Source organism: Flavivirga algicola (assembly GCF_012910715.1).
Taxonomy (GTDB): domain Bacteria; phylum Bacteroidota; class Bacteroidia; order Flavobacteriales; family Flavobacteriaceae; genus Flavivirga; species Flavivirga algicola.
In genome coordinates, this window is record NZ_JABBHF010000003.1 from 193,872 (window position 1) to 219,330 (window position 25,459).

Annotated in this window: 22 protein-coding genes; 13 read left to right on the forward strand and 9 right to left on the reverse strand. The window is 35.7% G+C overall.

The window, feature by feature from the left end; translation table 11 throughout:
• Positions 1–13: 13 nt before the first annotated feature.
• Positions 14–1,279: a threonine ammonia-lyase IlvA gene (gene ilvA / locus HHX25_RS06245; RefSeq protein WP_169671316.1), complete on the forward strand. Its 1,266-nt coding sequence runs from the start codon at positions 14–16 to the stop codon at positions 1,277–1,279.
• A 259-nt stretch (positions 1,280–1,538) separates the two neighbouring features.
• Here the strand turns inward: ilvA and HHX25_RS06250 are convergent, their stop codons facing one another.
• The 3 genes from HHX25_RS06250 to HHX25_RS06260 are packed head-to-tail and all read right to left on the reverse strand — an operon-like array spanning position 1,539 to position 5,526.
• The gene (locus HHX25_RS06250; protein WP_169671318.1) at positions 1,539–2,720 is read right to left on the reverse strand and encodes a Gfo/Idh/MocA family protein; all 1,182 of its coding nucleotides are present in this window, start codon (positions 2,718–2,720) and stop codon (positions 1,539–1,541) included.
• A 39-nt stretch (positions 2,721–2,759) separates the two neighbouring features.
• A complete protein-coding gene (locus tag HHX25_RS06255; RefSeq protein WP_169671320.1) occupies positions 2,760–4,106 on the reverse strand; it encodes a Gfo/Idh/MocA family protein in 1,347 nt (448 codons plus the stop codon).
• 16 nt (positions 4,107–4,122) lie between these two features.
• Positions 4,123–5,526: a 3-keto-disaccharide hydrolase gene (locus HHX25_RS06260; protein ID WP_169671322.1), complete on the reverse strand. Its 1,404-nt coding sequence runs from the start codon at positions 5,524–5,526 to the stop codon at positions 4,123–4,125.
• Positions 5,527–5,784: 258 nt separating this feature from the next.
• Here HHX25_RS06260 and HHX25_RS06265 point away from each other — a divergent pair, with 258 nt between their 5' ends.
• The 3 genes from HHX25_RS06265 to HHX25_RS06275 all read left to right on the forward strand — a co-directional run bounded on the left by HHX25_RS06265 (position 5,785) and on the right by HHX25_RS06275 (position 8,621).
• Positions 5,785–7,377, forward strand: coding sequence for an NADP-dependent glyceraldehyde-3-phosphate dehydrogenase (locus HHX25_RS06265; protein WP_169671324.1), 1,593 nt, complete (start codon positions 5,785–5,787; stop codon positions 7,375–7,377).
• 45 nt (positions 7,378–7,422) lie between these two features.
• The gene (azu, locus tag HHX25_RS06270) at positions 7,423–7,932 is read left to right on the forward strand and encodes an azurin (protein WP_169671326.1); all 510 of its coding nucleotides are present in this window, start codon (positions 7,423–7,425) and stop codon (positions 7,930–7,932) included.
• 146 nt (positions 7,933–8,078) lie between these two features.
• Complete coding sequence (locus HHX25_RS06275) at positions 8,079–8,621, forward strand: hypothetical protein (RefSeq protein WP_169671328.1); 543 nt, start codon at positions 8,079–8,081, stop codon at positions 8,619–8,621.
• Between the two features lie 22 nt (positions 8,622–8,643).
• Here the strand turns inward: HHX25_RS06275 and HHX25_RS06280 are convergent, their stop codons facing one another.
• From HHX25_RS06280 to HHX25_RS06305, 6 genes are all read right to left on the reverse strand, one after another.
• Positions 8,644–9,507: a hydroxypyruvate isomerase family protein gene (locus HHX25_RS06280; RefSeq protein WP_394352858.1), complete on the reverse strand. Its 864-nt coding sequence runs from the start codon at positions 9,505–9,507 to the stop codon at positions 8,644–8,646.
• A 91-nt stretch (positions 9,508–9,598) separates the two neighbouring features.
• Complete coding sequence (locus HHX25_RS06285; RefSeq protein ID WP_169671333.1) at positions 9,599–10,408, reverse strand: 3-keto-disaccharide hydrolase; 810 nt, start codon at positions 10,406–10,408, stop codon at positions 9,599–9,601.
• Positions 10,409–10,421: 13 nt separating this feature from the next.
• Positions 10,422–11,027 (reverse strand): gluconate 2-dehydrogenase subunit 3 family protein, encoded by a 606-nt coding sequence (locus tag HHX25_RS06290; protein WP_169671335.1) that lies wholly within the window; start codon positions 11,025–11,027, stop codon positions 10,422–10,424.
• Positions 11,024–12,715: a GMC oxidoreductase gene (locus HHX25_RS06295; protein ID WP_169671337.1), complete on the reverse strand. Its 1,692-nt coding sequence runs from the start codon at positions 12,713–12,715 to the stop codon at positions 11,024–11,026. The genes HHX25_RS06290 and HHX25_RS06295 overlap by 4 nt, the downstream gene beginning before the upstream one ends.
• 24 nt (positions 12,716–12,739) lie before the next feature.
• On the reverse strand, positions 12,740–13,357 hold the full coding sequence (locus HHX25_RS06300) for a gluconate 2-dehydrogenase subunit 3 family protein (RefSeq protein ID WP_169671339.1): 618 nt from the start codon (positions 13,355–13,357) through the stop codon (positions 12,740–12,742).
• A gap of 4 nt (positions 13,358–13,361) precedes the next feature.
• The gene (locus tag HHX25_RS06305) at positions 13,362–15,086 is read right to left on the reverse strand and encodes a GMC oxidoreductase (protein WP_169671341.1); all 1,725 of its coding nucleotides are present in this window, start codon (positions 15,084–15,086) and stop codon (positions 13,362–13,364) included.
• A gap of 149 nt (positions 15,087–15,235) precedes the next feature.
• On the opposite strand from HHX25_RS06305, the gene HHX25_RS06310 reads away from it, so the two are divergent.
• From HHX25_RS06310 to HHX25_RS06350, 9 genes are all read left to right on the forward strand, one after another.
• On the forward strand, positions 15,236–16,267 hold the full coding sequence (locus HHX25_RS06310; protein ID WP_169671343.1) for a helix-turn-helix transcriptional regulator: 1,032 nt from the start codon (positions 15,236–15,238) through the stop codon (positions 16,265–16,267).
• A gap of 130 nt (positions 16,268–16,397) precedes the next feature.
• Complete coding sequence (locus HHX25_RS06315) at positions 16,398–17,354, forward strand: sugar phosphate isomerase/epimerase family protein (RefSeq protein ID WP_169671345.1); 957 nt, start codon at positions 16,398–16,400, stop codon at positions 17,352–17,354.
• Between the two features lie 23 nt (positions 17,355–17,377).
• Entirely contained in the window at positions 17,378–18,592 is a 1,215-nt protein-coding gene (locus HHX25_RS06320; RefSeq protein WP_169671347.1) for an MFS transporter, read from the forward strand.
• 8 nt (positions 18,593–18,600) lie between these two features.
• Entirely contained in the window at positions 18,601–19,749 is a 1,149-nt protein-coding gene (locus HHX25_RS06325) for a Gfo/Idh/MocA family protein (RefSeq protein WP_240964280.1), read from the forward strand.
• Between the two features lie 87 nt (positions 19,750–19,836).
• Positions 19,837–20,889 (forward strand): sugar phosphate isomerase/epimerase family protein, encoded by a 1,053-nt coding sequence (locus tag HHX25_RS06330; RefSeq protein ID WP_169671349.1) that lies wholly within the window; start codon positions 19,837–19,839, stop codon positions 20,887–20,889.
• Positions 20,890–20,991: 102 nt separating this feature from the next.
• Positions 20,992–21,768, forward strand: coding sequence for a 3-keto-disaccharide hydrolase (locus HHX25_RS06335; RefSeq protein WP_169671768.1), 777 nt, complete (start codon positions 20,992–20,994; stop codon positions 21,766–21,768).
• A gap of 11 nt (positions 21,769–21,779) precedes the next feature.
• Entirely contained in the window at positions 21,780–23,147 is a 1,368-nt protein-coding gene (locus HHX25_RS06340; RefSeq protein WP_169671351.1) for a Gfo/Idh/MocA family protein, read from the forward strand.
• A gap of 521 nt (positions 23,148–23,668) precedes the next feature.
• The gene (locus tag HHX25_RS06345) at positions 23,669–24,286 is read left to right on the forward strand and encodes a GNAT family N-acetyltransferase (RefSeq protein ID WP_169671353.1); all 618 of its coding nucleotides are present in this window, start codon (positions 23,669–23,671) and stop codon (positions 24,284–24,286) included.
• Positions 24,283–25,458 (forward strand): argininosuccinate synthase, encoded by a 1,176-nt coding sequence (locus HHX25_RS06350; protein ID WP_169671355.1) that lies wholly within the window; start codon positions 24,283–24,285, stop codon positions 25,456–25,458. Before HHX25_RS06345 ends, HHX25_RS06350 begins: the two co-directional genes overlap by 4 nt.
• The last annotated feature ends 1 nt before the right edge of the window (position 25,459 follow it).

Genomic DNA, 25,459 nt, shown 5'->3' on the forward strand with positions numbered 1-25,459 from the left:
AAAATAAATTAATATGAGTAAGGAAAACGTTATATATTTTCCTAGTATTGATAATATTAAAGTAGCTGCCGATACCATTAAAAAAGTATCGGCAGTTACGCCTTTAGGCCCTAGTGTAAGATATTCAAATTATCATAGTGCCAATATCTTTTTAAAGCGTGAGGATCTTCAACAGGTTCGGTCTTATAAAATTAGAGGTGCTTATAATAAAATAAGCTCATTAACTACTAAAGAATCTAAAAAGGGTGTTGTTTGTGCCAGCGCTGGGAATCATGCACAGGGTGTTGCTTTATCTTGTAAACTGTTGGAGATTGAAGGTGCTATTTATATGCCAGCTCCAACGCCAAATCAAAAAATAGAGCAGGTTAAAATGTTTGGTGGCGATTTTATAGATATTAAACTTATAGGAGATACGTTTGATGATGCTTATCATGCAGCTATGTTAGAATGTGATGAGTTGCACAAAACATTTATTCATCCTTTCAACGATGAAAAAGTTATAGAAGGACAAGCTACCATAGGTCTGGAAATTCTGGAACAATCGACAGCGCCTATCGATTATGTTTTTATTCCCGTTGGCGGCGGTGGTTTAGCCGCTGGATTATCTGCTGTTTTTAAACAATTGTCACCTCATACTAAAATTATTGGAGTAGAGCCTGAAGGTGCGCCTTCTATGTCTGTATCGATTAAAAACAATAGCAATACAACATTAGAACAAATTGAAAAATTTATCGATGGAGCAGCCGTAAAACGTGTGGGAGACTTAACCTTTTCTATTTGTAAAGAGAACCTACATAATATGATAACGGTACCAGAAGGCAAAGTATGCGAGACTATTTTGGAGCTTTATAATAGAGATGCCATTGTTGTAGAACCAGCTGGAGCGTTAAGTATTTCTGCTTTAGATTTTTATGCTGAAGAAATAAAAGGAAAAAACGTCGTATGTGTTGTTAGTGGTAGTAACAATGATATTACCAGAACTTCTGAAATTAAGGAACGAGCCTTGCTGTACGCTAAATTAAAGCACTATTTTATTGTGAAATTCCCACAACGTGCAGGAGCCTTAAAAGAGTTTGTGGCAGATATTTTAGGAGAGAATGATGATATTACCTATTTTCAATATGCAAAAAAAACGAATCGGGAAAATGGTTCCGCTGTGGTTGGTATTCAATTAAAATCTGTTGCCGATTTAGAACCTCTAATAACCAAAATGAAGCTTCGTAATTTTTATGGTGATTATCTAAATGATAAACCAGATTTATTTCAGTTTTTGGTGTAATTTATCTTGTCATTCCTGCGAAGGCAGGAGCCCTCTTGAATGTTAAGAAGTATTATTTTTCTTCTATACGTAATTTAAAATCGGTTGCCACTTTGATATAGAATGTTCCACAAGTTTTATGGATTAAAATGTTAAATAAACGACGATAACGTTAATGAATTACTTATTTTATTATGTCTATCCTTAACTAGTAGATTCTTGCCTTCGCAGGAATGACAAAGCTAATAGTTAGAAATTTAAATTAATTAATATAAACAATTTATCCTTTCCAATATTGAATAGCTTCATGATGCATAGCGTCTAACGACAATTGAACAGCTCTGGCCGTATCGGCACCAGTAAATACATTTGAAATGGGTTGCTTATTTTCCAGAATAGAGTCTCTAAAGTCCACTAAAGCTTGCTTGCTAGGATCTAAATGAGACACTTTAATGGGATACCCTTTGCCTTGTAAATGACTATTTATGGTAGCTCCAGAAACACCATCAACATCTGCTATTTCTTTTTTATATCCTTTTTCATAATATATCCAGGCTTTGGTATAATCCAATAGAATAGTACCCTTACTTCCATGTATTTTTATTTGATAATTACCTAAAGCATTACTAGTTAAACAGGTAAATTTAGCTTTTACGCCACTTGGGTATTCATACAATAAATGGATGTTATCAAAAGTCTCTCTCCCGTCTTTCCAATAATCAATACCACCCATTCCCATTATTTTTTTAGGATTCTCACCTAAAACCCAGTGTACAAAATCAATTTGATGCGAGCAAAGTTCTGCAACCAATCCACCAGAATATTCCCTATACATACGCCAATTGATAGCGTGCTCTAAAGAAGCATCTGGAACAGGTCTTCTCCAGTTTCCATTTCTATTCCATTGGCATTCAAAAGAAGTTATCTGCCCAATCTCACCATTTTTCAGCATATCTACGACATGTTTGTATAGTCTGGAGCTATGATATTGGTGGCCAGTTTGAAAGATGGTTTTCGAATTTGAAGCCTTTTCCACAAGATTATTAATACTATCAAATCCTTTTGCCATTGTTTTTTCACAATAGATATGTTTACCAGCATCTAGGGCGTCAAGTGCTATGTTAGAATGTGTACTAAATGGTGTCGCTATTAATACGGCATCAATATCTTTGTTGCCTAATAGTTTTTTATAATTGTTATAAGCTTCAACTTTATTTGAAGCTTTAGAAACCCCTTTTTCTAACCGGAAGGGTAAAATATCACAGACAGCAGACACACGCACGCCTTCAATTTTGTTTAGCACAGGGATAAGTCCGCCACCTCTATCTCCCGTACCTATGATTCCAATATTGATGGTATCATTAGAGCTAAATTTTTTATTGATAGCTCCTAAAGTTGCTGTTCCAGCAATAATTCCTGCTGATGCCATGCTGCTTTTTGTAATAAATTCTCTTCTTTTCATTTGTTGCAATTTCTAATAACTGTGGGGATTGGTTCTAACTTATACAGGCTTTATTTCCCAACCTGGCTCGTATGTTCTAGACCATAATTTCATGGCGTCTCTGTCATAAATTCGTCCAGTAATCTCATCTACCTCAAAAGATTTATTAATTCTTGAACCAATATTGGCATAATGCGTAAGCATTTGACTAATAACACCTTGCTCTATTGGCGAAGTTAATGAATCTTTTCTTCTTATAGTTTGGAAAAAGTTAACAGCATGTCTTGTAGAAAGGCTGCCACCGCCTCCAAGTGCCACACCATCTTCGCCTCCATTTAAATTTCGACTGCGAATAACCTTACCTTTAAGGTCATATAATTTATAACCACCTCTATCTATAAAAACCATGCCTTTAGAACCATAGATCAAGGTACCCCTGCCGGCCCCATATTTATTGTATCCGTTTCTGCTTTGACCATCCCATTGAATGGTTTTGTTATTATTAAATCTAAAGGTAGCAAGCATGGTATCGTACATTTCCCATCCGTCATCTTTATGCTGAAATTTTCCTGAATATACATCGACGTGTTCTGGATATTCAACATCTAAAGCCCAACGGGCAATATCTAATTCATGGGTAGCGTTATTGCCAGTTTCAGCTGTTCCGTAATCCCATCCATACCAATGCCAGTTATAATTCCAAGTATCATGCATATATGCCTTTCTTGGAGCAGGACCTTGAAAAAGTTCCCAATCGAGCCCTTCAGGAGGGGCTGCTTTTACTGGAACAGGGACTTTACCTCTGGAGTTTGTATAAAAAGCAATGGCCTTATAGGCATCTCCAATGATGCCGTTATGAATATCTTTAATAATTTCGGTAGATTCTAATGAAGATCGTTGTTGGTTCCCCATTTGTACCAATTTATTATATTTTTTTTGATAGGCAACGAGTAACTCTCCTTCTCTTGGATTATGGCTACAAGGCTTCTCTAAATAGACATGTTTATTAGCCTGCATGGCCATGCAGGCTCCTGGCGCATGCCAGTGGTCTGGCGTTGCCATAAAAACAGCATCTACTTTTTTATCATCTAAAACAACTCTAATATCGTTTTCTAATTTTGCGTTATGGTCCATCAATTTAGAAAAAGAGTTGGATGCCTTTTCTCGCTGACTTTTCATAACATCACATAAGTACATGAGTTCGATATTATTCTCTTTACTAGAAATGGCTTCCTTAAAGCCTCCTAAGCGTCTTCCTAAGCCTTGAATAGCTACATGAATCCTATCGTTAGCACCTATTATTCGTGAATAACTTTTTGCCGAGGCACTTGTTATTCCTCCTGTAAGTGTCACTCCAAGAGCTCCTGCTGATGCCTTTTTTAAAAAATCTCTTCTATTTGAACTCATTGTTCTATATGTTTTATTAATTAAATTCTCTAACTTTTATACTTCTGTAATGTACCGTATCCCCATGATCTTGAAGTAAGATATGGCCACTAGGCCACTGTCCGAATTCTGGCCATTTTTTATACTTGCTGTAAGCTACAAGTGCTCTAAACATTTGTGAAGATCGATCGTATTCTATTACTTTTTCATTGTTTAGCCAATGCTCAACATGGCCTCCTTTAACAACAATTCTTGCTTTGTTCCAAGCACCTATACCTTTAAATTGTTTGCTTCTTCCTTTTACGGAAAGGTTTTCGGCTGCAATTAAATCGTAAAGAGACCCTACTGTTCTATTACCATTAACGCCAGCTTTTGCATCAGGGTGGTTTTTATCATCTAAAATTTGAAACTCACACCCTATCGCAGACCCAGTTCCTTTATTAAGCTCGGCGTCTACAAAATATTTAATACCACTATTGGCAGCTTTTGTGATTTTAAAATCTAGCTCTAATTCGAAGCTACTAAAAACTTTTTCGGTAACAATGTCTCCTGGACCAGTTGATTCTGCGCCATCAGTTGCTAAAATAGTTAATTCGCCATTTTGGATGTCCCAACCAGACTGCGGAAAATGGTCCAACTTAGCGCCTCTCCAGCCTTTAGATGTTTTTCCATCCCAAAGCAAACGCCATCCATTATTTACTTCATTTTCTGTAAGCTGATTAACCAAATAACTCATTTCTTTTACTTCAGGATCCGATGTCCAACGTTCTTTTTCTAAGTTGTTTGTTTTAATTCTAATATTTTTCCATTTAATATGTTTGCCTACTTGCTTTTCACTATAAATACTGTGTACCTGTAATGCTATAAACCCTGATGATGTTAAATCATCAACCAAGTTTGAGCATTGTACCCCATTTATCCATGTTCTAATAGTCGATCCAATAGCTTCGATTCGACATGTATTCCATACTCCATTTTTAAAAACTTTACTGCCTTTCGGATTTAAAGATAAAGGATATATCCAACCTCTTCTTCCCTCATCGTATATCCCACCACTAAAAGCACGAGCTGTTGGGTCTAGTTCAAATTGATAGCCATGAACCTTTCCGTTTTTATATGACTTGGAACTATTGGACCTAAATTGAACACCCGAATTAGTTGTGGGGTCTAAAAGAACTTCAAATTCTAGAATAAAATCACCGTATGTCTTTTCAGTGCACAAAAAACTATTTGGTGTTTTGGCTTTTGTAGTGCCAATAATTTCACCATTAGCCACTTCATAAGTAGCGGTTCCATTTAATTGTTTCCAACCTTTTAAGTTCTTTCCGTTGAAAAGAGATATCCATCCGTCTTGAGATGTTTGAGAATGAGCACTAATGCCTATAAGACTTATCAAAAGAAAACTAGAAAAAAAAAGAAGCTTAGATTGTATTGATTTCATTTGTATTTATATTTTCGTGTACGTACACAAAAATACAAATATTTATAACGAAAATCCAAATGTTAAGAGATATTAGAATGATCATTTTATTGTTAAAATAATTGCCAGTCGAAAACGATTTCGTCGTAACTATTTTATTCCCATGTTATTATTTTGCTAAGAATATCGTATTAATTCTAATAAACCGATTTTATTTAAAAGTTTTTATTGATATTAAGGATATATTAGCTTTAGTCACAATTAATAAATTCAGGTAAAATGAGTACTACTTTTTTAGAAATTCCAGAAGCTTATAAAATACAATCTTTATTACATCAAAAAACCTATTTAGTTTCCGGCGAACTAAAACAATGGGAAGGTGATATAGCAGAAGTATATTCGACCATTTCTTCAACCGAAGATTATAAACCAACTTTATTGGGGACCATTCCCCAACTTACAGAGAAAGAAGCTTTAGAGGCGTTAGATGCGGCATCAGCAGCATATGACAAAGGACAGGGGCTATGGCCAACTATGAAGGTGGTAGATAGAATTGCTTGCATGGAAAAGTTTGTAGAGCAAATGAAAACCAAGCGAGAAGAGATTGTAAAGCTTTTAATGTGGGAAATAGGGAAAAACCTTCCAGACTCACAAAAAGAGTTTGATAGAACCATTGATTATATATACGATACTATTGAAGCTTATAAGCAGATAGATAGAGATTCGGCGAAATTTGAAAAGAATCAAGGGGTTTATGCGCATATACGCAGAGGACCGTTAGGAGTTGTTTTGTGTTTAGGACCTTATAACTACCCATTAAATGAAACGTTTACATTGCTTATTCCTGCGTTAATTATGGGTAATCCTGTTATTTTTAAACCAGCGAAGCTAGGTGTATTGTTAATTTCACCATTATTGGAAGCTTTCCAAAATAGTTTTCCTAAGGGCGTTGTAAATGTTATTTATGGTCGTGGCCGGGTATTGGCAACACCTATCATGCAATCGGGTAAAATTGATGTATTGGCACTAATTGGTAACAGCAAATCTGCAAATGCCATTCAAAATAATCATCCAAAAAAGAATAGGTTGCGTTTGGTATTAGGTCTAGAAGCCAAAAATCCAGCGATTGTTTTACCAGATGCCGATTTAGATTTGGCAGTGGACGAGTGTATAGCAGGTACCTTGTCTTTTAATGGGCAACGTTGTACTGCCTTAAAAGTATTGTATGTTCATGAATCTGTTGTAGATGATTTTAATAAACGATATTCGGCTAAAGTAGATGCGCTTAAATTTGGTAACCCGTGGGATTCTGATGTTAAGTTAACGCCGCTTCCAGAAGTGAATAAACCTCCTTATATTAAGGAGTTGATAGATGATGCTCTAGAAAAAGGCGCAAAAATATTGAATGATAAAGGTGGGGAACTTAGTGAGAATTTTATTTTTCCAGCAGTCTTATACCCTGTTGATAAAAGCATGCGAATATTTAATGAAGAACAGTTTGGTCCATTAATACCTATCGTCCCGTTTACAGATATTGAAGAGCCATTAGATGATATGGCAGCTTCCAATTATGGGCAACAAGTAAGTTTGTTTGGTAAAGATATAAATACGTTATCACCATTAATCGATACTTTGGTAAACTTGGTGTGTCGAGTTAATTTAAATAGTTCTTGCCAAAGGGGACCAGATGTTTATCCCTTTACGGGAAGAAAAGACTCTGCATTTAGTACTTTGAGTGTGCATGATGCTCTACGTTCTTTCTCTATAAGAACTTTTGTAGCATCAAAAGATAACGATTATAATAATACCATTTTAAAAGAGCTATTAGAGAAAAAAACATCCAATTTTATAAGTACGGATTATATTTTATAAACGGCATTTTATTATTTTTATGGCTCACAAAACAATATTTTAGGTATGAAGACATTTAAGTATTTGGTATTATCTTTTTTTTCGGTTTTACTATTAGCCTGTGGGGGTAAGGAAGAAAAAAAGAAAGAAGGTTTTAGTTATGAGAAAAAGGAGGAGACTTCTAAGAGCGTAGAGACAAAAAATTCTAATGAAATTGTTATTTCAGGAGACGATTTAATGAAGTTTGATAAAACCGAAATTAAAGTAAAAACAGGACAAAAAGTAAAAATTACGTTAAGGCATAAAGGAAAATTAGATGTAAATGTTATGGGGCATAATTTCGTGCTTCTTAAACAAGGTGTAGACTTAGCAGGGTTTGCTGCTAAGGCGGCTGTAGCTAAAGAGAATGAATATATACCAGAAAAGACAAAAGATGTTATAGCTTATACATCTTTAATTGGAGGTGGGCAAACAACAACTGTTGAATTTGATGCTCCTGCAGTTGGGACATACGATTTTTTATGCAGTTTCCCAGGACATTATGGTATGATGAAAGGCAAATTTATAGTAGAGTAAATTAGAGATAATTAGAAGCGTAAACCGCAATCTTTATCTATTGAATTTTAGTAGAGCAATCCTGTATCAATTAAATACAGGATTGTTTTACAACAAATCTTGGCCTCACATAATATGACATCTTTTGCCATTCCCAGATCATACGTATGAGAAATATTAAATTACTAATTGGGTTCTTAGTTATTCCTTTAACTGGAATGTCTCAAGGTTCAAATGAATTGATTCTGAAAATCAGAGCTGAATTCCAACGCATCAATTCAGTCAAACATCTGGAAAAAATTGAATTGTTCAATGCAGATTTTATGGATTATAGAACTGATGGCGGAGGAAAACTTACAGGTTTTTTTGAAAATGATCAATTGGTAAAAATTACTGAATGGATAGGGCCTTCTTACGGAACTATAATAACCGATTATTATTTGAAAGATGGAGAGCTGTTTTTTGCTTATCAACAAGAAAATAAGTTCAAAAATATAATTGATGAATCTGGAGAATGGATTGGTCTGGATACTTCAGAACTGGACATCATATTTGAAGGAAGGTATTATTTTAATGATCGCATACTCATAAAAAAACTAATTAAAGGAAAACGTATGTTTGATAAGTTTTTTGATCAGGCTAAGTTTTTAGAACATACCAATTTAATAGTCCAAACATTGCTGAAAAGCAAGTTGACCAGAAAAAAATAAAATAATTTGTGCGTATTGGTGCTTAGAAGTTGGAGCTTTCTAAATAAGCATTTATGACCTTTTTTTCACCTTCTTTCCCGTCTACGGAATTTCCATGTTCCATGCCTAGAATACCATTGTATCCTTTGGAGTGAATATGCTTAAATACATTTTTGTAATTTATTTCTCCTGTTGTTGGTTCTTTGCGCCCTGGGTTATCACCAATTTGAAAATAGGCAATTTCACTCCAACACGCATCAATATTTGGAATTAGGTTGCCCTCTTGTATCTGTTGATGGTAAATGTCGAATAATATTTTACAAGATGGTGAATTTACCGCTTTACAAATTTGAAAAGCTTGAGGTGACCCTGTTAAAAATAATCCAGGATGGTCCCTGAAATTTAGAGGCTCCAAGACCATGGTTATTTGATGCGGTTCTAAAATAGCCGATGCTTGTTTTAGAGTCTCTATAACATGCTCTGTTTGGTAATCCATATGCTGCCTTAAATCTAAATGGCCTGGTACTACAGTTATCCATTTTGCATTCACACGCTTAGCGACTTCAACAGACTGTCTTATTTCATTTAAGAATTCACGTCGCTTATCTATATTTCCACTTGCTAAATTAGGTGCTCTCCAATAAATTTTATGTGCAACAAATACACCCATAGTTATATTTCTGTCGGCCATGGTTTTGGCCATTTTTTCTTGAATTTCAACAGGGCGATTTTTCATGTTATTATCTTCAAAAGCAGTAAAACCTTGATCAGCCATAAAGTTTAATTGATCAATAGGGTTATTGCCAACATGATGTTTGAACATGCCTATATGTGGTGCAAAATTTAATTTGAATGTATTTACATTGGGATTTAGTACATTCATGGCATTTACACCTGAAAGTCCCATGCCTATTAGTGAAGCAGCAGCCGTACTTTTTTTAATAAATGATCTCCTTTTCATCTTAATAGATTGTTCGTCTTACTCTTACATATCACTGTTATTCTAACTCCAAAATTTCAATGTTTTTAAATTCTACAGGATGGCTTTCGCTTTGTAAAGAAATGTATCCCTTTTTTAAAGGTGCTCCTTCTTTGCTTTTCCAAAGGCCTTCATTAAAATCAACCGATCCGCCTATCTGTGGTTTTGTATAAGTGAATACAATATGGTCATTAATTAGATGCTTAATAATAGAATCGTTTCTAACTTCAATTTCAAGTTTAACCCATTGGTCTCCATGATATGTTTTTGAAGATGATTGAAAACAGTGATCGGTAGCAATGGAATCATTTATAACAACATGTGTGCCAGGCGTACATAAATTCGCAGTTGGTCGCTCTCCAGTTCCTAATCCTCCTAAAAGTTGTACTTCAATAGATACAGGAAAGTTTTGATCTAACCCCATATTTTTAGGATCTTCACAATGTATCATGACACCGCTGTTTGCGGTTGCCCATGATGCCCCATCGCTTAATTGCTTTCCTGTAAAGCGATATTCCAATCGTAATTTATAATTAGAAAACGCTTTGTTGTAGTAAATATGACCAAATGTGGAATTAAACGTGTCGTCATATGCATCATAATTAACTTTAAGACAGCCATCTTCAGCGATAAAAGTATTTTTGTAATTGTCGCCAACAGGATGTCCTTTAATTTTTACAGTCCAATTATTTAAATCTTTACCATTAAATAAAGAAACCCATTTTTCTGTTAATATACTGGTTTCAATCTTTTTTGTGTCAGGTTTTTTTTTGCAACTTATTGTAAGTATAGTCAATACGCCGCAAAATAAGTATAAAAAAAATCTCATATTGTATATAGTTTTATAAAGACCATGCTTTACCATTAGTTAAATCTTCTACCGAAGCACACCCTATTTGAGCACCAGGAATAGGATCGTAGGTCAAAACATGTTCGCCAATTTGTTCACTGTTTTTATAAGCCCAGATAGCAATATTTCTCAAGCCTGAAAGCGTATTATAAATAATGGCATCTACATTATTTTCATCACTTTCATTTTCATAAATAACTCGTTGCTCTTTTGGTGCTTTTAAATACTTAGCGAGCAAAGTATCATAATCATTGTGCGCTAATTTAGAAACTCCTTCTTCGGGAATATTGAGGGCTTTCATTATGGCGTTAATACCTTGTTTAAACTTATGTTGTTGTTTGTCTGTATAAACTTCATGAGCATATATATCTATAAATTCAGGAACATTAACGTCAAGAGCTCCAGGAGTAGCTTCTGTTTTTGGAAGTATGATATCTATTAAATTTTTTACAATAACGCCTTCGTCTATAGATAGGAATTTAGGCGTCCATAATTTTACTTCCGTATTACAGCTTTGTAGCAAACTCATAACACTGGGAGTCGCAATGGTGTAACCTAATGTGAGTCCTAATCCTTTTAGCGCATCTCTTCTATTCATTTTTGTAAACTTTTAAATTGTTTAGCAGCGTGATTTGCTGCCCTGGCTGTTAAAGCCATATAAGTAAGTGATGGATTTTGACATCCAGAAGAAGTCATGCAAGATCCATCGGTTACATATACATTGGGTACGGTATGTATTTGGTTGTGTTTATTTAATATAGATGTTTTTGGATCCCACCCCATTCGAGCAGTTCCCATTTCATGGATTCCAATACCAGGAGCTGCTAAATTGTTTTGTGTGGTTATATCTTTAAAACCAGCTTTTCCTAACATGTCTACAGCCTGCTGAATCATATCTTCCCGCATTTTAAGTTCGTTTTCTTTCCATTCAGCATCAAATGTAATCGTAGGTAGGCCCCATTCGTCTAGCTTTTCGTAATCAAGTGTCATTTTATTGTCATGATAAGGTAAGCACTCGCCAAAACCACCTAATCTCATGCGCCATTCTCCAGGTTCTAAAATTTTCTCTTTGAATTCTGCTCCATATGCTAACTCGGCAATATGTTCGGAAAATCCCCCTCTGCCGCCGCCGCCTTGATAGCCATAGCCTCTCAAAAACTCTTTTTTATGGGTTTTTTTATCGCCTAAATTTCTAAATCTTGGAATGTAAATGCCATTTGGTCGTCTTCCTTTATAATACTTGTCGTGGAATCCATCAAATCTTCCTGAGGCACCTGCTCCTAAATGATGGTCCATAATATTATGTCCTAACTCTCCAGAGTCATTACCTAACCCGTTTGGAAATCTATCAGATTTGGATTGTAATAATATGGATGTTGATGCCATGGAAGAGGCGCAACAAAAAATAATATTTGCATTAAAGACAAGTGCCTCTTTGGTTTCGGCATCAATAACTTTTACGCCAGTAGCTTTTTTTAAAGACGCGTCATATATAATTTCATGAACAATAGAGTTGGGTCTAAGCGTCATGTTACCAGTGAGTTCTGCTGCTGGTAATGTGGTGGAATTGCTACTAAAATAAGCACCAAAAGGACAGCCTCTCATGCATCTGGCTCTAAACTGGCATTTACTCCTTCCGTTGTAATTTTTGGTTCCTGTAATATTTGCAGAGCGTCCGATGGTGAGTAATCGGTCATCAAAATTTTCTGTAAGGCTATTTTTTAAATGTTTTTCTACGCAATTAAGTTCCATAGGAGGTGTAAAAACACCATCAGGAAGTTGCGAGAGTCCCAGTTTTTCTCCACTTACACCAATATAAGATTCTACATAATCATACCAGGGCGAAATATCTTTATAGCGAATGGGCCAATCAACACCGTGTCCGTCTTTTTTATTAGCCTCAAAATCCAGATCACTCAATCGATAACTTTGTCTGCCCCAAGTAATGGAACGGCCTCCTACATGGTAGCCTCGCATCCAATCGAAGCGTTTTGTTTCATTGTAAGGATGTTTTAAATCGTTAACAAACCAGTGCTTGGTTGATGCTTTTGTTGTGTAGCGCGTTCTGCTTTGCTTTAATTGTTGTGCTTTGTCTTTTATAGATGTTTGCCCTTTTAATTCGAAATCCCATGGATCCATATGCATGGTTGGGTAATCTTCAATGTGCTTAACCATAGGGCCTCTTTCCAAAACCAATGTTTTTAGTCCATTTTCGCAAAGTTCTTTGGCAGCCCATCCGCCCGAAATACCAGTGCCAATTACAATGGCGTCATAAGAATCTCTCATTTACATTTATTATGTTTAAAAAGTTTATAAAGACCAGGCGCGACCACCAGTTGCTTCATCAACTGAAATACATGCTTGATAATTACCAGGAATAGGATCGTATGCTAAAATATTTTCACCAACCTCCTCAGAAGTAAAATAACCAAATAATGTATAGTATTTGACTGATAACAAAAACTTGTATAAAGTATAGTTTTCTATTTTATCTTCTTTGATTTTTGCTAAAGGTAGCTTTTGTTCTTTTAATAAGAGCTTAGAGTCTTCTTTTGGAATATTAAAACAGGCCGATAATAATTTTTCAAAATCTTCCTTTTTGCTTTCTAAGATAGAAATACTAATTTTTTTAGCAAAAATAGCGGCTCCCTTTTTGAAAAGTTCCTGATTCTCTTTCTTCTCTATGTCATGATACATTAAATCTAAAAATTGAGGAATATTAACATCTAGAGCTCCAGGAATATCTGTAGTTGGTAAAATAATATCTGCTAAATGCGTTACCATATATTTTTCTTCAGGAGATAAAAATAAAGGTTTCCACGTTTCAGCTTCAGCTGTACAAGAAGCAAGTATATTGAGTATGGTTGGAGCGGCTACTGTGTAGCCTAAACTCATAGTTAAGTTTTTTAAAGCGGATCTTCTATTCATAACCTTAGCTTTTCTTATTTTTTTTAAATTCAGCAGCAGCGTGGTTGGCTGCTCTAGCAGTTAATGCCATATAGGTTAACGATGGGTTTTGGCAAGCAGACGATGTCATGCAGGCGCCATCGGTAACATAAACATTAGGAACAGTATGAATTTGATTGTATTTGTTTAAAACAGATGTTTTAGGATCGTGCCCCATTCTTGCTGTACCCATTTCATGAATACAGGCTCCTGGAACCGCTTTCCCTAGAAATCCTTGTACATTTTTATAGCCAGCAGCCTTAAGCATCGCTACGGCTTGATCCCTCATATCTTCTCGCATTTTAAGCTCATTTTCTTTGACTTCTGCGTCCATGTCTAAGGTTGGTAGTCCCCATTCATCTAAAATATCATAATTTAAAGATACTTTATTTTCATGGTAAGGCAAGCACTCGCCAAAACCAGACATGCCTATGCGCCATGGTCCAGGTTTTAAAAGTTCATCTTTTAGTTCTTTTCCAAAACTTAGCTCTGAAACCGCACGTTGCCAACCTGTTCTACTGGCTCCACCTTGATAACCATAACCTCTAATAAATTCTTTTTGCTTGGTTTTTTCATCAATATTCCTAAACCTTGGAATGTAAAAACCGTTAGGTTTTCTGCCTTTGTAGTACTGGTCGTTAAACCCTTCAATTTCGGCCGATGCTCCTACAGCATAATGATGATCCATAAGATTATGTCCAAGTTCCCCACTATCATTACCCAATCCGTTAGGGAATCTTTTAGATTTTGACTGTAATAAAATAGATGTAGATCCTAATGCAGATGCGCAACTAAATATAATAGATGCTTTAAAAAACAGCTTTTCTTTGGTCTCAGCATCAATAATTTTAACTCCAGAGGCTAAGCCAGTAGTCTCATCATAAACAATTTCATAAGCAATAGAGTTGGGGCGTAAATGCATATTCCCAGTTCGTTCTGCTGCTGGTAATGTTGAAGAATTGCTGCTAAAATAACCTCCAAAAGGACAGCCACGAATACATCTATTTCTGTATTGGCAATTAGACCTGCCCTCATGTGTTGCATTTCCTGTTAAATGTGCTACTCTTCCTGGTGTTAAAACTCTACCATCATCAAATTGATCTTCTATATTTTTTTGTAAATCTTTTTCAACACAGTTTAATTCCATAGGGTCAGAGAGTTTACCATCTGGTAGTTGAGGAAGCCCTAGATTTTGACCAGAAACGCCAATGAATTCTTCTACTTTATCGTACCATGGAGCGATGTCTTTATAACGAATAGGCCAATCGACACCATATCCATCTTTTTTATTGGCTTTAAAATCCATGTCACTCCACCTATAACTATGCTTGCCCCACATAATAGAACGGCCTCCAACATGATAACCGCGTATCCATAGATATTCTTTTACTTCATTATAGGGGTGTTTTGTATCATCTACAAACCAATGTTTCGTTTCTGGTTTTATAAGAGATCCGTTCCATAGTCTACTTTGAACTTTTTGATTTTCTTTTTCTTTTTCAGATTCTTTTCCCCGATGCTTAAAATCCCAGGGGTCCATATGCATCGTGGGGTAGTCTTCAATATGTTTTACCATACGACCTCTGTCAAGAACCAATGTTTTTAATCCATTTTCGCAAAGTTCTTTAGCTGCCCATCCTCCGCTAATTCCAGTGCCTATCACTATGGCGTCATAAGCAGTAGGATATTCTTTTGTAATATCTTCAGTCATTATTTATAATATATGAGTGTTTTTTGATGAATCATTAGGAATTTATAATTTGATAACTTTTCTTGTTAAAAACAGAGAAAAACGCGATTTAATTCCTAATAATTGGAAAATTAGTTAATTTGCACGATAATAATGTTTAAATTATTTCAATGAAAGCAAACATACAAGAAATTGAGCCTTATGAAGCGGACGGTGTTGTTTATCATGCAGATACTTGTTTGCCGTTAATTGATGCTTATAAGCGTAATAAATTAAAATTTAAAGCGCTAGCGAGACATACTTATCCAGGGGATAGATTGGACGAAAATACACTAGGGCTCAATAGTATTGGGTATTGGGATGCTAACGAGCCACAGGATTGGGGATTAGATTGGCACCGAAATGAGGGAATAGAGTTTCATTTTTTAGAATCGGGATCAATGCCGTATGCCCAAGAGAACAAAGAGGTTTTGTTGACTCCCAATCATTTAACAATTACACGTCCTTGGGAGGCTCATAAGGTGGGAAATCCATATATAGGCATGGGGAAATTTTATTGGGTTATTATCGATTTGGGTGTGCGTAGGCCGCATCAGGATTGGGTCTGGCCAGATTGGATTACGTTGACGCCATCAGATTTAACAAGGCTTACCACTATTTTAAGACAAAACGAAAAGTCTATTTGGAAAACAGACAAGCGTATTCGAGATTGTTTTTTAAGAATCAATAAAGCGATAGATACAGATGACAATGGTAACAATGCTTCAAGGATAAGATTGCTTGTAAATTATTTGTTGATTTTATTGCTAGATTTATTGAATACAGATGATATTGTTTTAAATGAGTCACTTACAGATAGTTCAAGGAGTGTGAAATTCTTTTTAAAAGAACTTGAAAAGAACCTTTCAGAGAATTGGACCATTGAGCTAATGGCACAGTCTGCTGGGGTTGGTTTGACACGATTTACACATCATTGTAAGCGGTTGACAAATTTGACGCCTATGCGTTATTTGACAATGAAAAGACTGGAAATGTCCAAAGAAGTGCTTCAGGAAAATCAAGACTTGACAATTGCCGAAGTAGCCTATATGTGTGGATTTGCTACGGGTCAATATTTTGCCACGGTGTTTAAGAAGCATGAAAAATGTTCTCCTAATGAATATCGGTTAAAATGTGCCGCTCATAACCTCCAGCCAGCTTAATTTGTGCTTAGAAGGCATTAGGGAGTGTTTAAATTCTTTCACTGAATAAAAATACACAGTATTTTCAATTCAAATACATATTTTCACATAATCATCTTATTGGTAAGATGTTTTAATTAAGAACATTTTTATGAAACGAAGAGATTTTGTTGTGAAAACGGCTTCAGCAGGTGCTGCATTGTCGTTAATGGGTTTGTATGGATGCAAAAATTCCGAAAAAAAAGAAAAACCATCTGATCAGGTTGCGAAGGAAGACACCTTATTTTTTAAGATATCCTTGGCGCAGTGGTCATTACATCGTGCCTTGTTTGGAAATAAAATGGACCATTTGGATTTTGCTGCCAAATCTAGAAGTTTTGGCTTGGATGGCTTAGAATATGTAAATGGGTTTTTTAAAGATAAGGCCAAAGAAATGTCCTATTTAAAAGAAATGAATCTAAGAGCTGATTCTGAAGGACAGCAAAATGTTTTAATTATGATCGATGGGGAAGGGATGCTTGCCAATGTCGATAATAAAGAGAGGCTTAAAGCTATCGAAAACCATTACAAATGGGTTGAAGCAGCCCATTTTCTAGGTTGTCATGCCATTCGAGTTAATCTGGCAGGTGGCGTAGATAAAAATGAAGCCGTAAAAGCAAGTATTGATTCTTTAAATAAGCTTTCTGAGTTTGCAAAAGGATCCAATATTAATGTTTTGGTTGAGAATCATGGTGGTTTTTCTTCAAATGGCCAGTGGATGGTCGATGTGTTTTCTCAAATTGAAAATAAGAATTGTGGAACCTTACCAGATTTTGGAAACTTCTGTATAGAAAAGAATAAAGATGGTGGGTGTGTTGAGGCTTATGATAGATACCAAGGGATGAAAGAGTTGTTGCCTTATGCCAAGGCAGTAAGCGCAAAATCTTATAATTTTAATGAAAAGGGAGAAGATACCGTCATAGATTATCTTAAAATGATGGAAATGGTGAAAAAATCAGGTTATACAGGATTTGTTGGTGTTGAATATGAAGGTAATATATTGCCTGAAGAAAAAGGTATTGAACTAACCCGGGATTTGCTGATGCGTGTCGGTAAACAACTTGCATAAAAACTAATTAAACTAAATATATAATGGAACAGATTAATAAAAATAGGTTGTTTTTAGCATCGTGTATTTCTTTGATTGTAACGGCTATGACTTTTGCTATTAGAGCAGGTATCTTGGGACAGTTGGGAACGGATTTTGGATTGACGGATACGGAGCTTGGATGGGTGAATAGTATGGCATTCTTAGGGTTTCCTATAGCTACGATTTTTGGAGGCCTGGTTTATAACTCACTTGGAGCTAGAAAATTAATGATTATTGCTTTCTTGTCTCATCTATTGGGAATACTACTTACTATTTTTGCTGGTGGCTTTTGGACACTTTTAATTTCAACCTTTTTTATAGGATTTGCTAATGGTTCTGTAGAAGCAGCATGTAATCCTTTAATTGCAGATATGTATACTGCAAACAGGACAACGATGTTGAATAAATTTCATGTTTGGTTTCCTGGAGGCATAGTGATTGGTGCCTTAGCATCTAAATTTATGACTGATACTCTTGGAAGCGACAGTTGGCAATGGCAAATAGGGATCATGCTTATTCCAACACTATTATACGGCTTTTTGTTTTTTGGACAAAAATTTCCAAAAAACGAAAATATTGTTTCTGATACAAAAGTGAATATAAAAAGTTTGCTTTCACCATTATTCATTTTTATGGTGATTTGTATGACATTAACAGCAACAACCGAGTTAGGAACACAACAATGGGTTGAAAAAATTCTCGGAAATTCTGGAGCAAGTCCGATGTTGATTTTAGCTATGGTAACTGGTTTAATGGCGGTTGGACGTTATTTTGCTGGTCCAATAATTCATAAATTAAATCCGCCAGGTGTATTGTTTATATCTGCTATCATTGCTTCTGTAGCAATATACCTAATGAGTTCGGCAACAGGGGGAATGGTATATGTTTCTGCTATCTTATTTGCCATAGGCGTATGCTATTTCTGGCCAACTATGATTGGTTTTGTTAGTGAATATATACCAAAAACGGGTGCTTTGGGAATGTCGTTAATTGGTGGTGCAGGTATGTTTGCAACCAGTATTTGGCAACCAGTAATTGGCTCTTGGTTGGATAATGCAAAATCGGCCGCCATAGATTCTGGGATTTCTGTAGAAGCAGCAGAGTTAATAGCAGGACAGGAAACACTGAGTAATATTGCTATTTTTCCAATGGTATTGATCCTATTATTTGGAATCCTTTATACACAACGAAAAAAGTTAGAAGCTAAAAGAGTTTAAAATAAAATATGACAAGAAAATTAAGAATGGGAATGATTGGTGGAGGCACTGGATCATTCATTGGAGATGTACACAGAAAAGCAGCATCCATTGATGGGGTGATAGATTTAGTGTGTGGTGCTTTTAGTAGTAGTGCAGAAAAATCGATAGCGTCAGGAAAAGCCTTATGTCTTTCTGAAGATAGATGCTATGGGAGTTACGAGGAAATGATCTTAAAAGAAAAAGAACTCCCCGAAGATATACGTATGGATTTTGTAGCTATTGTAACGCCAAACCATATGCATTTTCCTCCAGCAAAATTCGCTTTAGAAAATGGTTTTCATGTGGTTTGCGATAAGCCCATGACGTTAACATTAGATGAGGCGATTGCATTAGAGAAGATTGTTAGTGAAAGCGGAAAATTATTTGCACTTACGCATAATTATACAGGGCATCCATTAGTAAAACAAGCCAAAGCGATGGTTGCTAACGGTGATTTGGGAAATATTAGAAAAATACAGGTCCAATATTTACAGGGTTGGTTGTCTACGGCTGTAGAATCGACAGACAATAAACAAGCATCTTGGCGTGTAGATCCTAAACGTTCTGGAATTGGAGGGGCCTTGGGAGACATTGGAACCCATGCTGAAAACCTGGTGGAATATATCACAGGCTTGAAAATTGATGAATTGGCTGCCGATTTAGGCAAATTTGGAGCAGGCAGAATTTTAGATGATGATGGTAACTTGTTACTTCGTATGGAAAATGGAGCCAAAGGAACGATGTCTATTTCTCAAATAGCTCTAGGAGAAGAAAATAATTTAGCGATTAAAGTATATGGAGAAAAGGGGAGTTTGGAATGGCATCAAGAGAACCCAAATCAATTAATTACACGTTGGCTTGAAGAGCCTGTTAAAGTCTTTACGCCAAATGGTAACGGACTATACCCAGAAGCATTAAATGTATCTAGAATTCCAGCAGGGCATCCAGAAGGTTACCTAGAAGCTTTTGCTACCATATATAAAAACTTTGCAAAACATTTAATGGCTGTTTTAAAAGGAGAAACGATCGATAAGCCAGATTACCCAACGGCTAAAGATGGCATTCGAGGAATGAAATTTATTTATGCTGCAGTAGAAAGTGATGCTAATAATGCCGCTTGGACAAAATTAAAATAAAACAATCTCCATACTGCTCTTTTGGTAGTTGGTAAGGAAAATATAACTAATAAAACTCCTTCCTTTTAGGGAGGTTAGAATGAGAATATGAAAACAATAAAAGGACCAGCTGTTTTTTTAGCGCAATTTGCAGGAGATAAAGAACCATTCAATAGTTTGGATGGTATGTGTAAATGGGCTGCAGATTTAGGATATAAAGGCATTCAAATCCCAACATGGGAATCTGGTTTAATAGATGTGGAAAAAGCAGCAGAAAGTCAAACTTATTGCGATGAGTTGAAAGGGAAAGTAGAATCGTATGGTTTAGAAATTACAGAACTGTCTACACATTTGCAAGGACAGTTGGTCGCAGTAAATCCTGCTTATGATACGATGTTTGATGGTTTTGCACCCGAACAGGTTAGAAATAATCCAAAAGCGAGAACAGAATGGGCGATCGATTTTGTGAAAAAATCTGGAACGGCTAGTGGAAGATTAGGCTTAAAAGCACATGCTACTTTTTCTGGAGCTTTGATGTGGCATACCATGTATCCATGGCCGCAACGTCCTAATGGACTAGTAGAAATGGGTTTCAAAGAATTAGCAAACCGTTGGATTCCCATATTAAATCATTTCGACGAACATGGTGTCGATGTATGTTATGAAATTCACCCAGGAGAAGATATTCATGATGGCATCACATTCGAACGCTTTTTAGAAGCAACAAACAATCACAAAAGAGCTAATATACTTTATGATCCGAGCCATTATGTGCTTCAACAGTTAGATTATTTAACATTTATAGATCATTACCACGAGCGTATTAAAGCTTTTCATGTTAAAGATGCCGAGTTTAATCCAACAGGAAAACAGGGTGTTTATGGTGGGTATGCCGATTGGAAAGATAGAGCTGGACGTTTTAGATCATTAGGAGATGGTCAGGTGGATTTTAAAGCAATTTTTTCAAAATTAACAAAATATGAATGTGATTTCTGGGCTGTTATGGAATGGGAATGTTGTATAAAATCTTCAGAGCAAGGAGCGAGAGAAGGTGCACCTTTCATAAAAAAGCATATCATTGAGGCTGCTGAAAAAGGATTTGATGATTTTGCTGGGGGAGATACAGATGACGAGCAATTAAAGAAAATACTTGGGCTATAATAATGAAATGATTATTTATTTGATGCAGCATGCAATTGAAGCCCTAAAAGTGAAACTTAAAAACGATATATTTTGAATATAAAAGAAACGGCTTTGATAGTCATGCTGGTTTGTTTTTTTGCATGCACTAATAACAAAGAGAAAGAAAACAAATCGCCTACCGAGGTTAAGCCTGAGGTAGAACTGAAAGAGCCAACAAAGCCAGAAGAAACGGAACTTTATGAACCTGTCCCTCCAACAGTTAATCCTAAGGGGCAACATGGTACTCCGAGTGATGCTATTGTATTGTTTAATGGGGAAAATTTAGATAATTGGGAGCATACTAAAGATGGCAGTCCAGCAAAATGGATTTTAAATAAAGATGGCTCTATGACGGTTAAAGATAAATCTGGAGACATCCAAACGAAGCAGAAGTTTGGTAGTATACAATTGCATCTTGAATGGCAATCTTCATCAGAGAAAAGAGCAAGTGGCCAAAATAGAAGTAACAGTGGTGTTTTTCTTCAAGAACGCTATGAAGTGCAGGTTTTGGATAATAATGATAACGATACATATGTTAATGGGCAGGTTGGATCTATATACAAGCAATCCATTCCTTTAGTTAAGGCTTCAGTGCCAACTGGAGAATGGAATACCTATGATATTATTTATCATGCTCCAGAATTTAATTTGGAAGGTGAAAAAACAAAATCGGCTACCATAACCGTATTGCATAATGGCATTTTAATTCAAGATCATTATGAAATAAAAGGGACGACACCATATATTGGTTGGCCTAAAAATAACCCACACGGCAAAGGTTCACTAAAGTTACAAGATCATGGTGATAATAGTGGGGTAAGTTATAGAAATATTTGGATTCGAGAATTGGAAGATTAAACACTTAAGTTATGACAAATTTATCAAGACGATCTTTTTTGAAATCGACATCGGTGGCATCTGCTGGTGTGTTAATAATACCTGGGCTATTAGGTTTTTCACCTAGTAGTAAATTAAATATAGCCGTTGTTGGTGTGGGACATAGAGCGGGTTATAACATGAGAAAAGTAGCAAAAGGAAATAACATTGTGGCATTATGCGATGTCGATGATAATTTTTTGCAAAAGGCATCTGTTGCATTTCCCAAAGCTAAAACATTTAAAGATTTTAGAGTCATGCTGGATAAGGTGGCCAATGAAATTGATGCTGTAGTTGTTTCTACGCCCGACCATACGCATTTTCCGGTAACAATGGCAGCCATGCAGCTAGGTAAACATGTATTTGTAGAAAAACCATTGGCGCATAATATCTGGGAATTACGAACTTTAAAAAAAGCAGCTAAGTATTATAAAGTCGTATCGCAAATGGGAAACCAAGGGCACACCACCCATGGTATTCGTCTGGTAAAAGAATGGTATGATGCTGGTGTTTTAGGAGATGTTAAAGAAGTGCATGCATGGCGTGGTGTTAATACATTTAAACCAGGGTTTTATTTTACTAAGCCAGCTAGTTTTCCACCTCCCAAAAATTCTATTCCTCCCACACTTGATTGGGATTTGTGGCAGGGTCCAGTAAAAGAAAGGCCTTTTAACAAAGCATACGCTCCAAAATCTTGGCGTGGATTTTACGATTTTGGAAGTGGTCAGCTGGGTGATTGGGCTTGTCATACCATAGATGCCCCTTATTGGGCATTAGATTTGGGGCAGCCTACCAAAGTTAAGGGGGAAATACCAGAAGGTAGTTTTAACGACCGGAACTTTATGCCAGATTCTTCTGTGGTTACCTATAAATTTCCCAAACGCGGAAAAAAACCTCCTGTTACTTTAAAATGGCATGAAGGCTTTAGTGCTCCTGATATTGAAATAAGACCAGAATGGGGTGTTAGTAAATTGCCTGCGAATGGAGGTATGATTATGATTGGAAGTAAAAACACGCTTATTACAGGAGCAAGACCAGAAAAACCAAAGTTACTCGTTCCTGAAGAGGAATGGCAAGCATTTTTGGCAAATGCTCCCGATCAAACTATTCCTAGAATTGAAGAAAATAATCCGCATAAAGAATGGATTGATGCCATAAAAAATGATACATTGCCAGGGGCTAGTTTTGATTATGCAGCAGATTTGACCGAAATGGCTCTTGTTGGAGTTCTTGCTCAACGTTTTGGTGGTACGATAAAATATGACGCTAAAAAAATGAAGATAAAAAATCGTAAAGAATTAAATGCATATATCAAAGAGCCAGTAAGAGAAGGGTGGGCTTACGGAGAGAATCTTTGGTAAAGAGCAATAAGAAAAGTTGCTTTTCTTTAAATGACTATAATTCAAAATTTTAGAACTGTGGTCGTTTTTTAATTAGTATTTATACTTTTGTAGCTTCAAAAAGAAGTACTAAAAACTGAATATTTAAAAACAAAATCATTGTTATTCTAGGAAATTAATAATTTTTAGCAAATAGTTATTCTTTTTTGCTGGGTTTTTAAAAATAAAATTCTAGCTTTACCACATGAAAAATTTAAAAAGTAAAATACGTTACTCTGTTCCCGGTTTGCCCGCACGACGTCGCCGTCGTTGCATCTAGTCTTTATTTCCGCAAACCTAAAACGTAATTTTAATTTTTTTCATAGTGTCCAAAACATATTTCATAGCATTTCAAAATTTAGTTAATTTCTTAGTTAACACATATATTATGCGCCGTATTTTTCCGCGTCGCCCGTAAGGGTGTACTTCTATTTTTGAACTAGGTGAGTCCAGTTCAGCAATCAAAAAAAGGTTAAAGTTCAAATTAAAATAGATCCAAATAAATGGAGATTGTAATTGCTAATAAATCACATACTAAGTACGCAGAAATTATTTGCGAAACTATTGCAGAGTCAGCAAAAGTTAGAGGGACGGGTATTGCCAAACGTACACCAGAATATATCTCAACAAAAATAGAGAATGGTAATGCTGTTATAGCTTTAGATGGTGACATATTTGCTGGTTTTTGCTATATAGAACTTTGGGGACACGGCAAGTTTGTTGCTAACTCAGGTTTAATTGTACATCCCGATTATAGAGGCAAAGGCTTGGCAAAAAAGATAAAACACAAAGTTTTTAAGCATTCGAGAACGAAGTTTCCAGATGCTAAAGTATTTAGTATCACAACGGGTTTGGCTGTTATGAAATTAAATAGTGATTTGGGGTATAAGCCCGTAACGTTTTCAGAATTGACAGACGATCAAACATTTTGGGACGGTTGTCAAACCTGTCAGAATTATGATGTTTTAACACGTACAAATCGTAAAATGTGTTTGTGTACAGGTATGTTGTATGATGCAAAAGCAAACGAAAAAGTAGAGTCAAAAAAAATAAAAGAAAAGGTTTTTAAAAGATTAAAGCATATTAAAGAAACCATGTTTTTAAAAAAAGATAAAAAATGAAGAAATTAGTAATAGCATATAGTGGCGGATTAGATACATCTTATTGTGCGGTTAGCTTATCTAAAACACACGAAGTACATGCGGTGAGTGTGAACACAGGAGGGTTTACAAAAGAAGAAATTGAGCATATTGAAAGCAATGCCTATAAAATGGGGGTCGCTACTTATAAAAATATAGATGCCGTAGCCACATTTTATCAAAAAGTAGTAAAGTATTTGATTTTTGGTAATGTTTTAAAAAATAACACGTATCCGCTATCTGTAAGTGCAGAACGAATTATACAGGCTATCGAAATTGTAGAGTACGCAAAAAGTATAGGGGCAGGATATATTGCCCATGGTAGTACAGGAGCAGGAAATGATCAGGTGAGGTTTGATATGATTTTTCAAACATTGGCTCCAGAAATTGAGATTATTACGCCTATTAGAGATGAAAAATTAACAAGACAAGAAGAAATAGATTATTTAAAATCTAATGGTATTGATATGTCTTGGGAAAAAGCACAATATTCAATAAACAAAGGGCTTTGGGGAACGAGTGTTGGAGGTTCTGAAACGTTGACATCCGAAAAACCATTGCCTAGTGAGGCTTATCCATCGCAATTGGAAAAAGAAGGAGAGGAAAAAGTAACCCTCACATTTAAAAATGGTGAATTTATAGCATTGAATGGTAAAGAAAATACTTCAGAGGTTAATATTGAATTATTAAACGATATCGCTTCAGGTTATGCTATAGGAAGAGATATTCATGTAGGCGATACCATTGTTGGTATAAAAGGTCGTGTTGGTTTTGAAGCTGCCGCCGCTTTAATTACGGTAAAGGCACACCATTTATTGGAAAAGCATACGCTCACCAAATGGCAGCTTCAACATAAAGAATACTTATCGAGCTTTTATGGCATGCATTTGCATGAAGGTCAGTATTTAGACCCTGTGATGAGAAATATAGAAGCCTTTTTAGAAAGTAGTCAAGAAAAAGTAAGTGGTGATGTTATAGTCACTTTAAAACCCTATCATTTTTCATTAGATGGTATCGTATCCGAACATGATTTAATGAACGCGAAATTTGGAAGCTACGGAGAGATCAATAAAGGATGGACCGCAGATGAAGCCAAAGGATTTATTAAAATTATTGGAAATCAAAATAAAATATATCAACAAGTAAACTCATAAG

Bases quoted from the DNA above. Each gene is read 5' to 3' on its own strand.
- HHX25_RS06280 (WP_394352858.1), bottom strand. From the start codon at position 9,507: ATGGGACTTTCAGGTGTAAATGCCATGAATGTACTAAATCCCAATGTA.
- azu (WP_169671326.1), top strand. From the start codon at position 7,423: ATGAAGACATTTAAGTATTTGGTATTATCTTTTTTTTCGGTTTTACTA.
- HHX25_RS06330 (WP_169671349.1), top strand. From the start codon at position 19,837: ATGAAAACAATAAAAGGACCAGCTGTTTTTTTAGCGCAATTTGCAGGA.
- HHX25_RS06255 (WP_169671320.1), bottom strand. From the start codon at position 4,106: ATGAGTTCAAATAGAAGAGATTTTTTAAAAAAGGCATCAGCAGGAGCT.
- HHX25_RS06295 (WP_169671337.1), bottom strand. From the start codon at position 12,715: ATGAGAGATTCTTATGACGCCATTGTAATTGGCACTGGTATTTCGGGC.
- HHX25_RS06320 (WP_169671347.1), top strand. From the start codon at position 17,378: ATGGAACAGATTAATAAAAATAGGTTGTTTTTAGCATCGTGTATTTCT.
- HHX25_RS06285 (WP_169671333.1), bottom strand. From the start codon at position 10,408: ATGAGATTTTTTTTATACTTATTTTGCGGCGTATTGACTATACTTACA.
- HHX25_RS06260 (WP_169671322.1), bottom strand. From the start codon at position 5,526: ATGAAATCAATACAATCTAAGCTTCTTTTTTTTTCTAGTTTTCTTTTG.
- HHX25_RS06250 (WP_169671318.1), bottom strand. From the start codon at position 2,720: ATGAAAAGAAGAGAATTTATTACAAAAAGCAGCATGGCATCAGCAGGA.
- HHX25_RS06345 (WP_169671353.1), top strand. From the start codon at position 23,669: ATGGAGATTGTAATTGCTAATAAATCACATACTAAGTACGCAGAAATT.
- HHX25_RS06290 (WP_169671335.1), bottom strand. From the start codon at position 11,027: ATGAATAGAAGAGATGCGCTAAAAGGATTAGGACTCACATTAGGTTAC.
- HHX25_RS06340 (WP_169671351.1), top strand. From the start codon at position 21,780: ATGACAAATTTATCAAGACGATCTTTTTTGAAATCGACATCGGTGGCA.
- HHX25_RS06265 (WP_169671324.1), top strand. From the start codon at position 5,785: ATGAGTACTACTTTTTTAGAAATTCCAGAAGCTTATAAAATACAATCT.
- HHX25_RS06315 (WP_169671345.1), top strand. From the start codon at position 16,398: ATGAAACGAAGAGATTTTGTTGTGAAAACGGCTTCAGCAGGTGCTGCA.
- HHX25_RS06300 (WP_169671339.1), bottom strand. From the start codon at position 13,357: ATGAATAGAAGATCCGCTTTAAAAAACTTAACTATGAGTTTAGGCTAC.
- HHX25_RS06335 (WP_169671768.1), top strand. From the start codon at position 20,992: ATGCTGGTTTGTTTTTTTGCATGCACTAATAACAAAGAGAAAGAAAAC.
- HHX25_RS06310 (WP_169671343.1), top strand. From the start codon at position 15,236: ATGAAAGCAAACATACAAGAAATTGAGCCTTATGAAGCGGACGGTGTT.
- HHX25_RS06325 (WP_240964280.1), top strand. From the start codon at position 18,601: ATGACAAGAAAATTAAGAATGGGAATGATTGGTGGAGGCACTGGATCA.
- HHX25_RS06305 (WP_169671341.1), bottom strand. From the start codon at position 15,086: ATGACTGAAGATATTACAAAAGAATATCCTACTGCTTATGACGCCATA.
- HHX25_RS06275 (WP_169671328.1), top strand. From the start codon at position 8,079: ATGAGAAATATTAAATTACTAATTGGGTTCTTAGTTATTCCTTTAACT.
- ilvA (WP_169671316.1), top strand. From the start codon at position 14: ATGAGTAAGGAAAACGTTATATATTTTCCTAGTATTGATAATATTAAA.
- HHX25_RS06350 (WP_169671355.1), top strand. From the start codon at position 24,283: ATGAAGAAATTAGTAATAGCATATAGTGGCGGATTAGATACATCTTAT.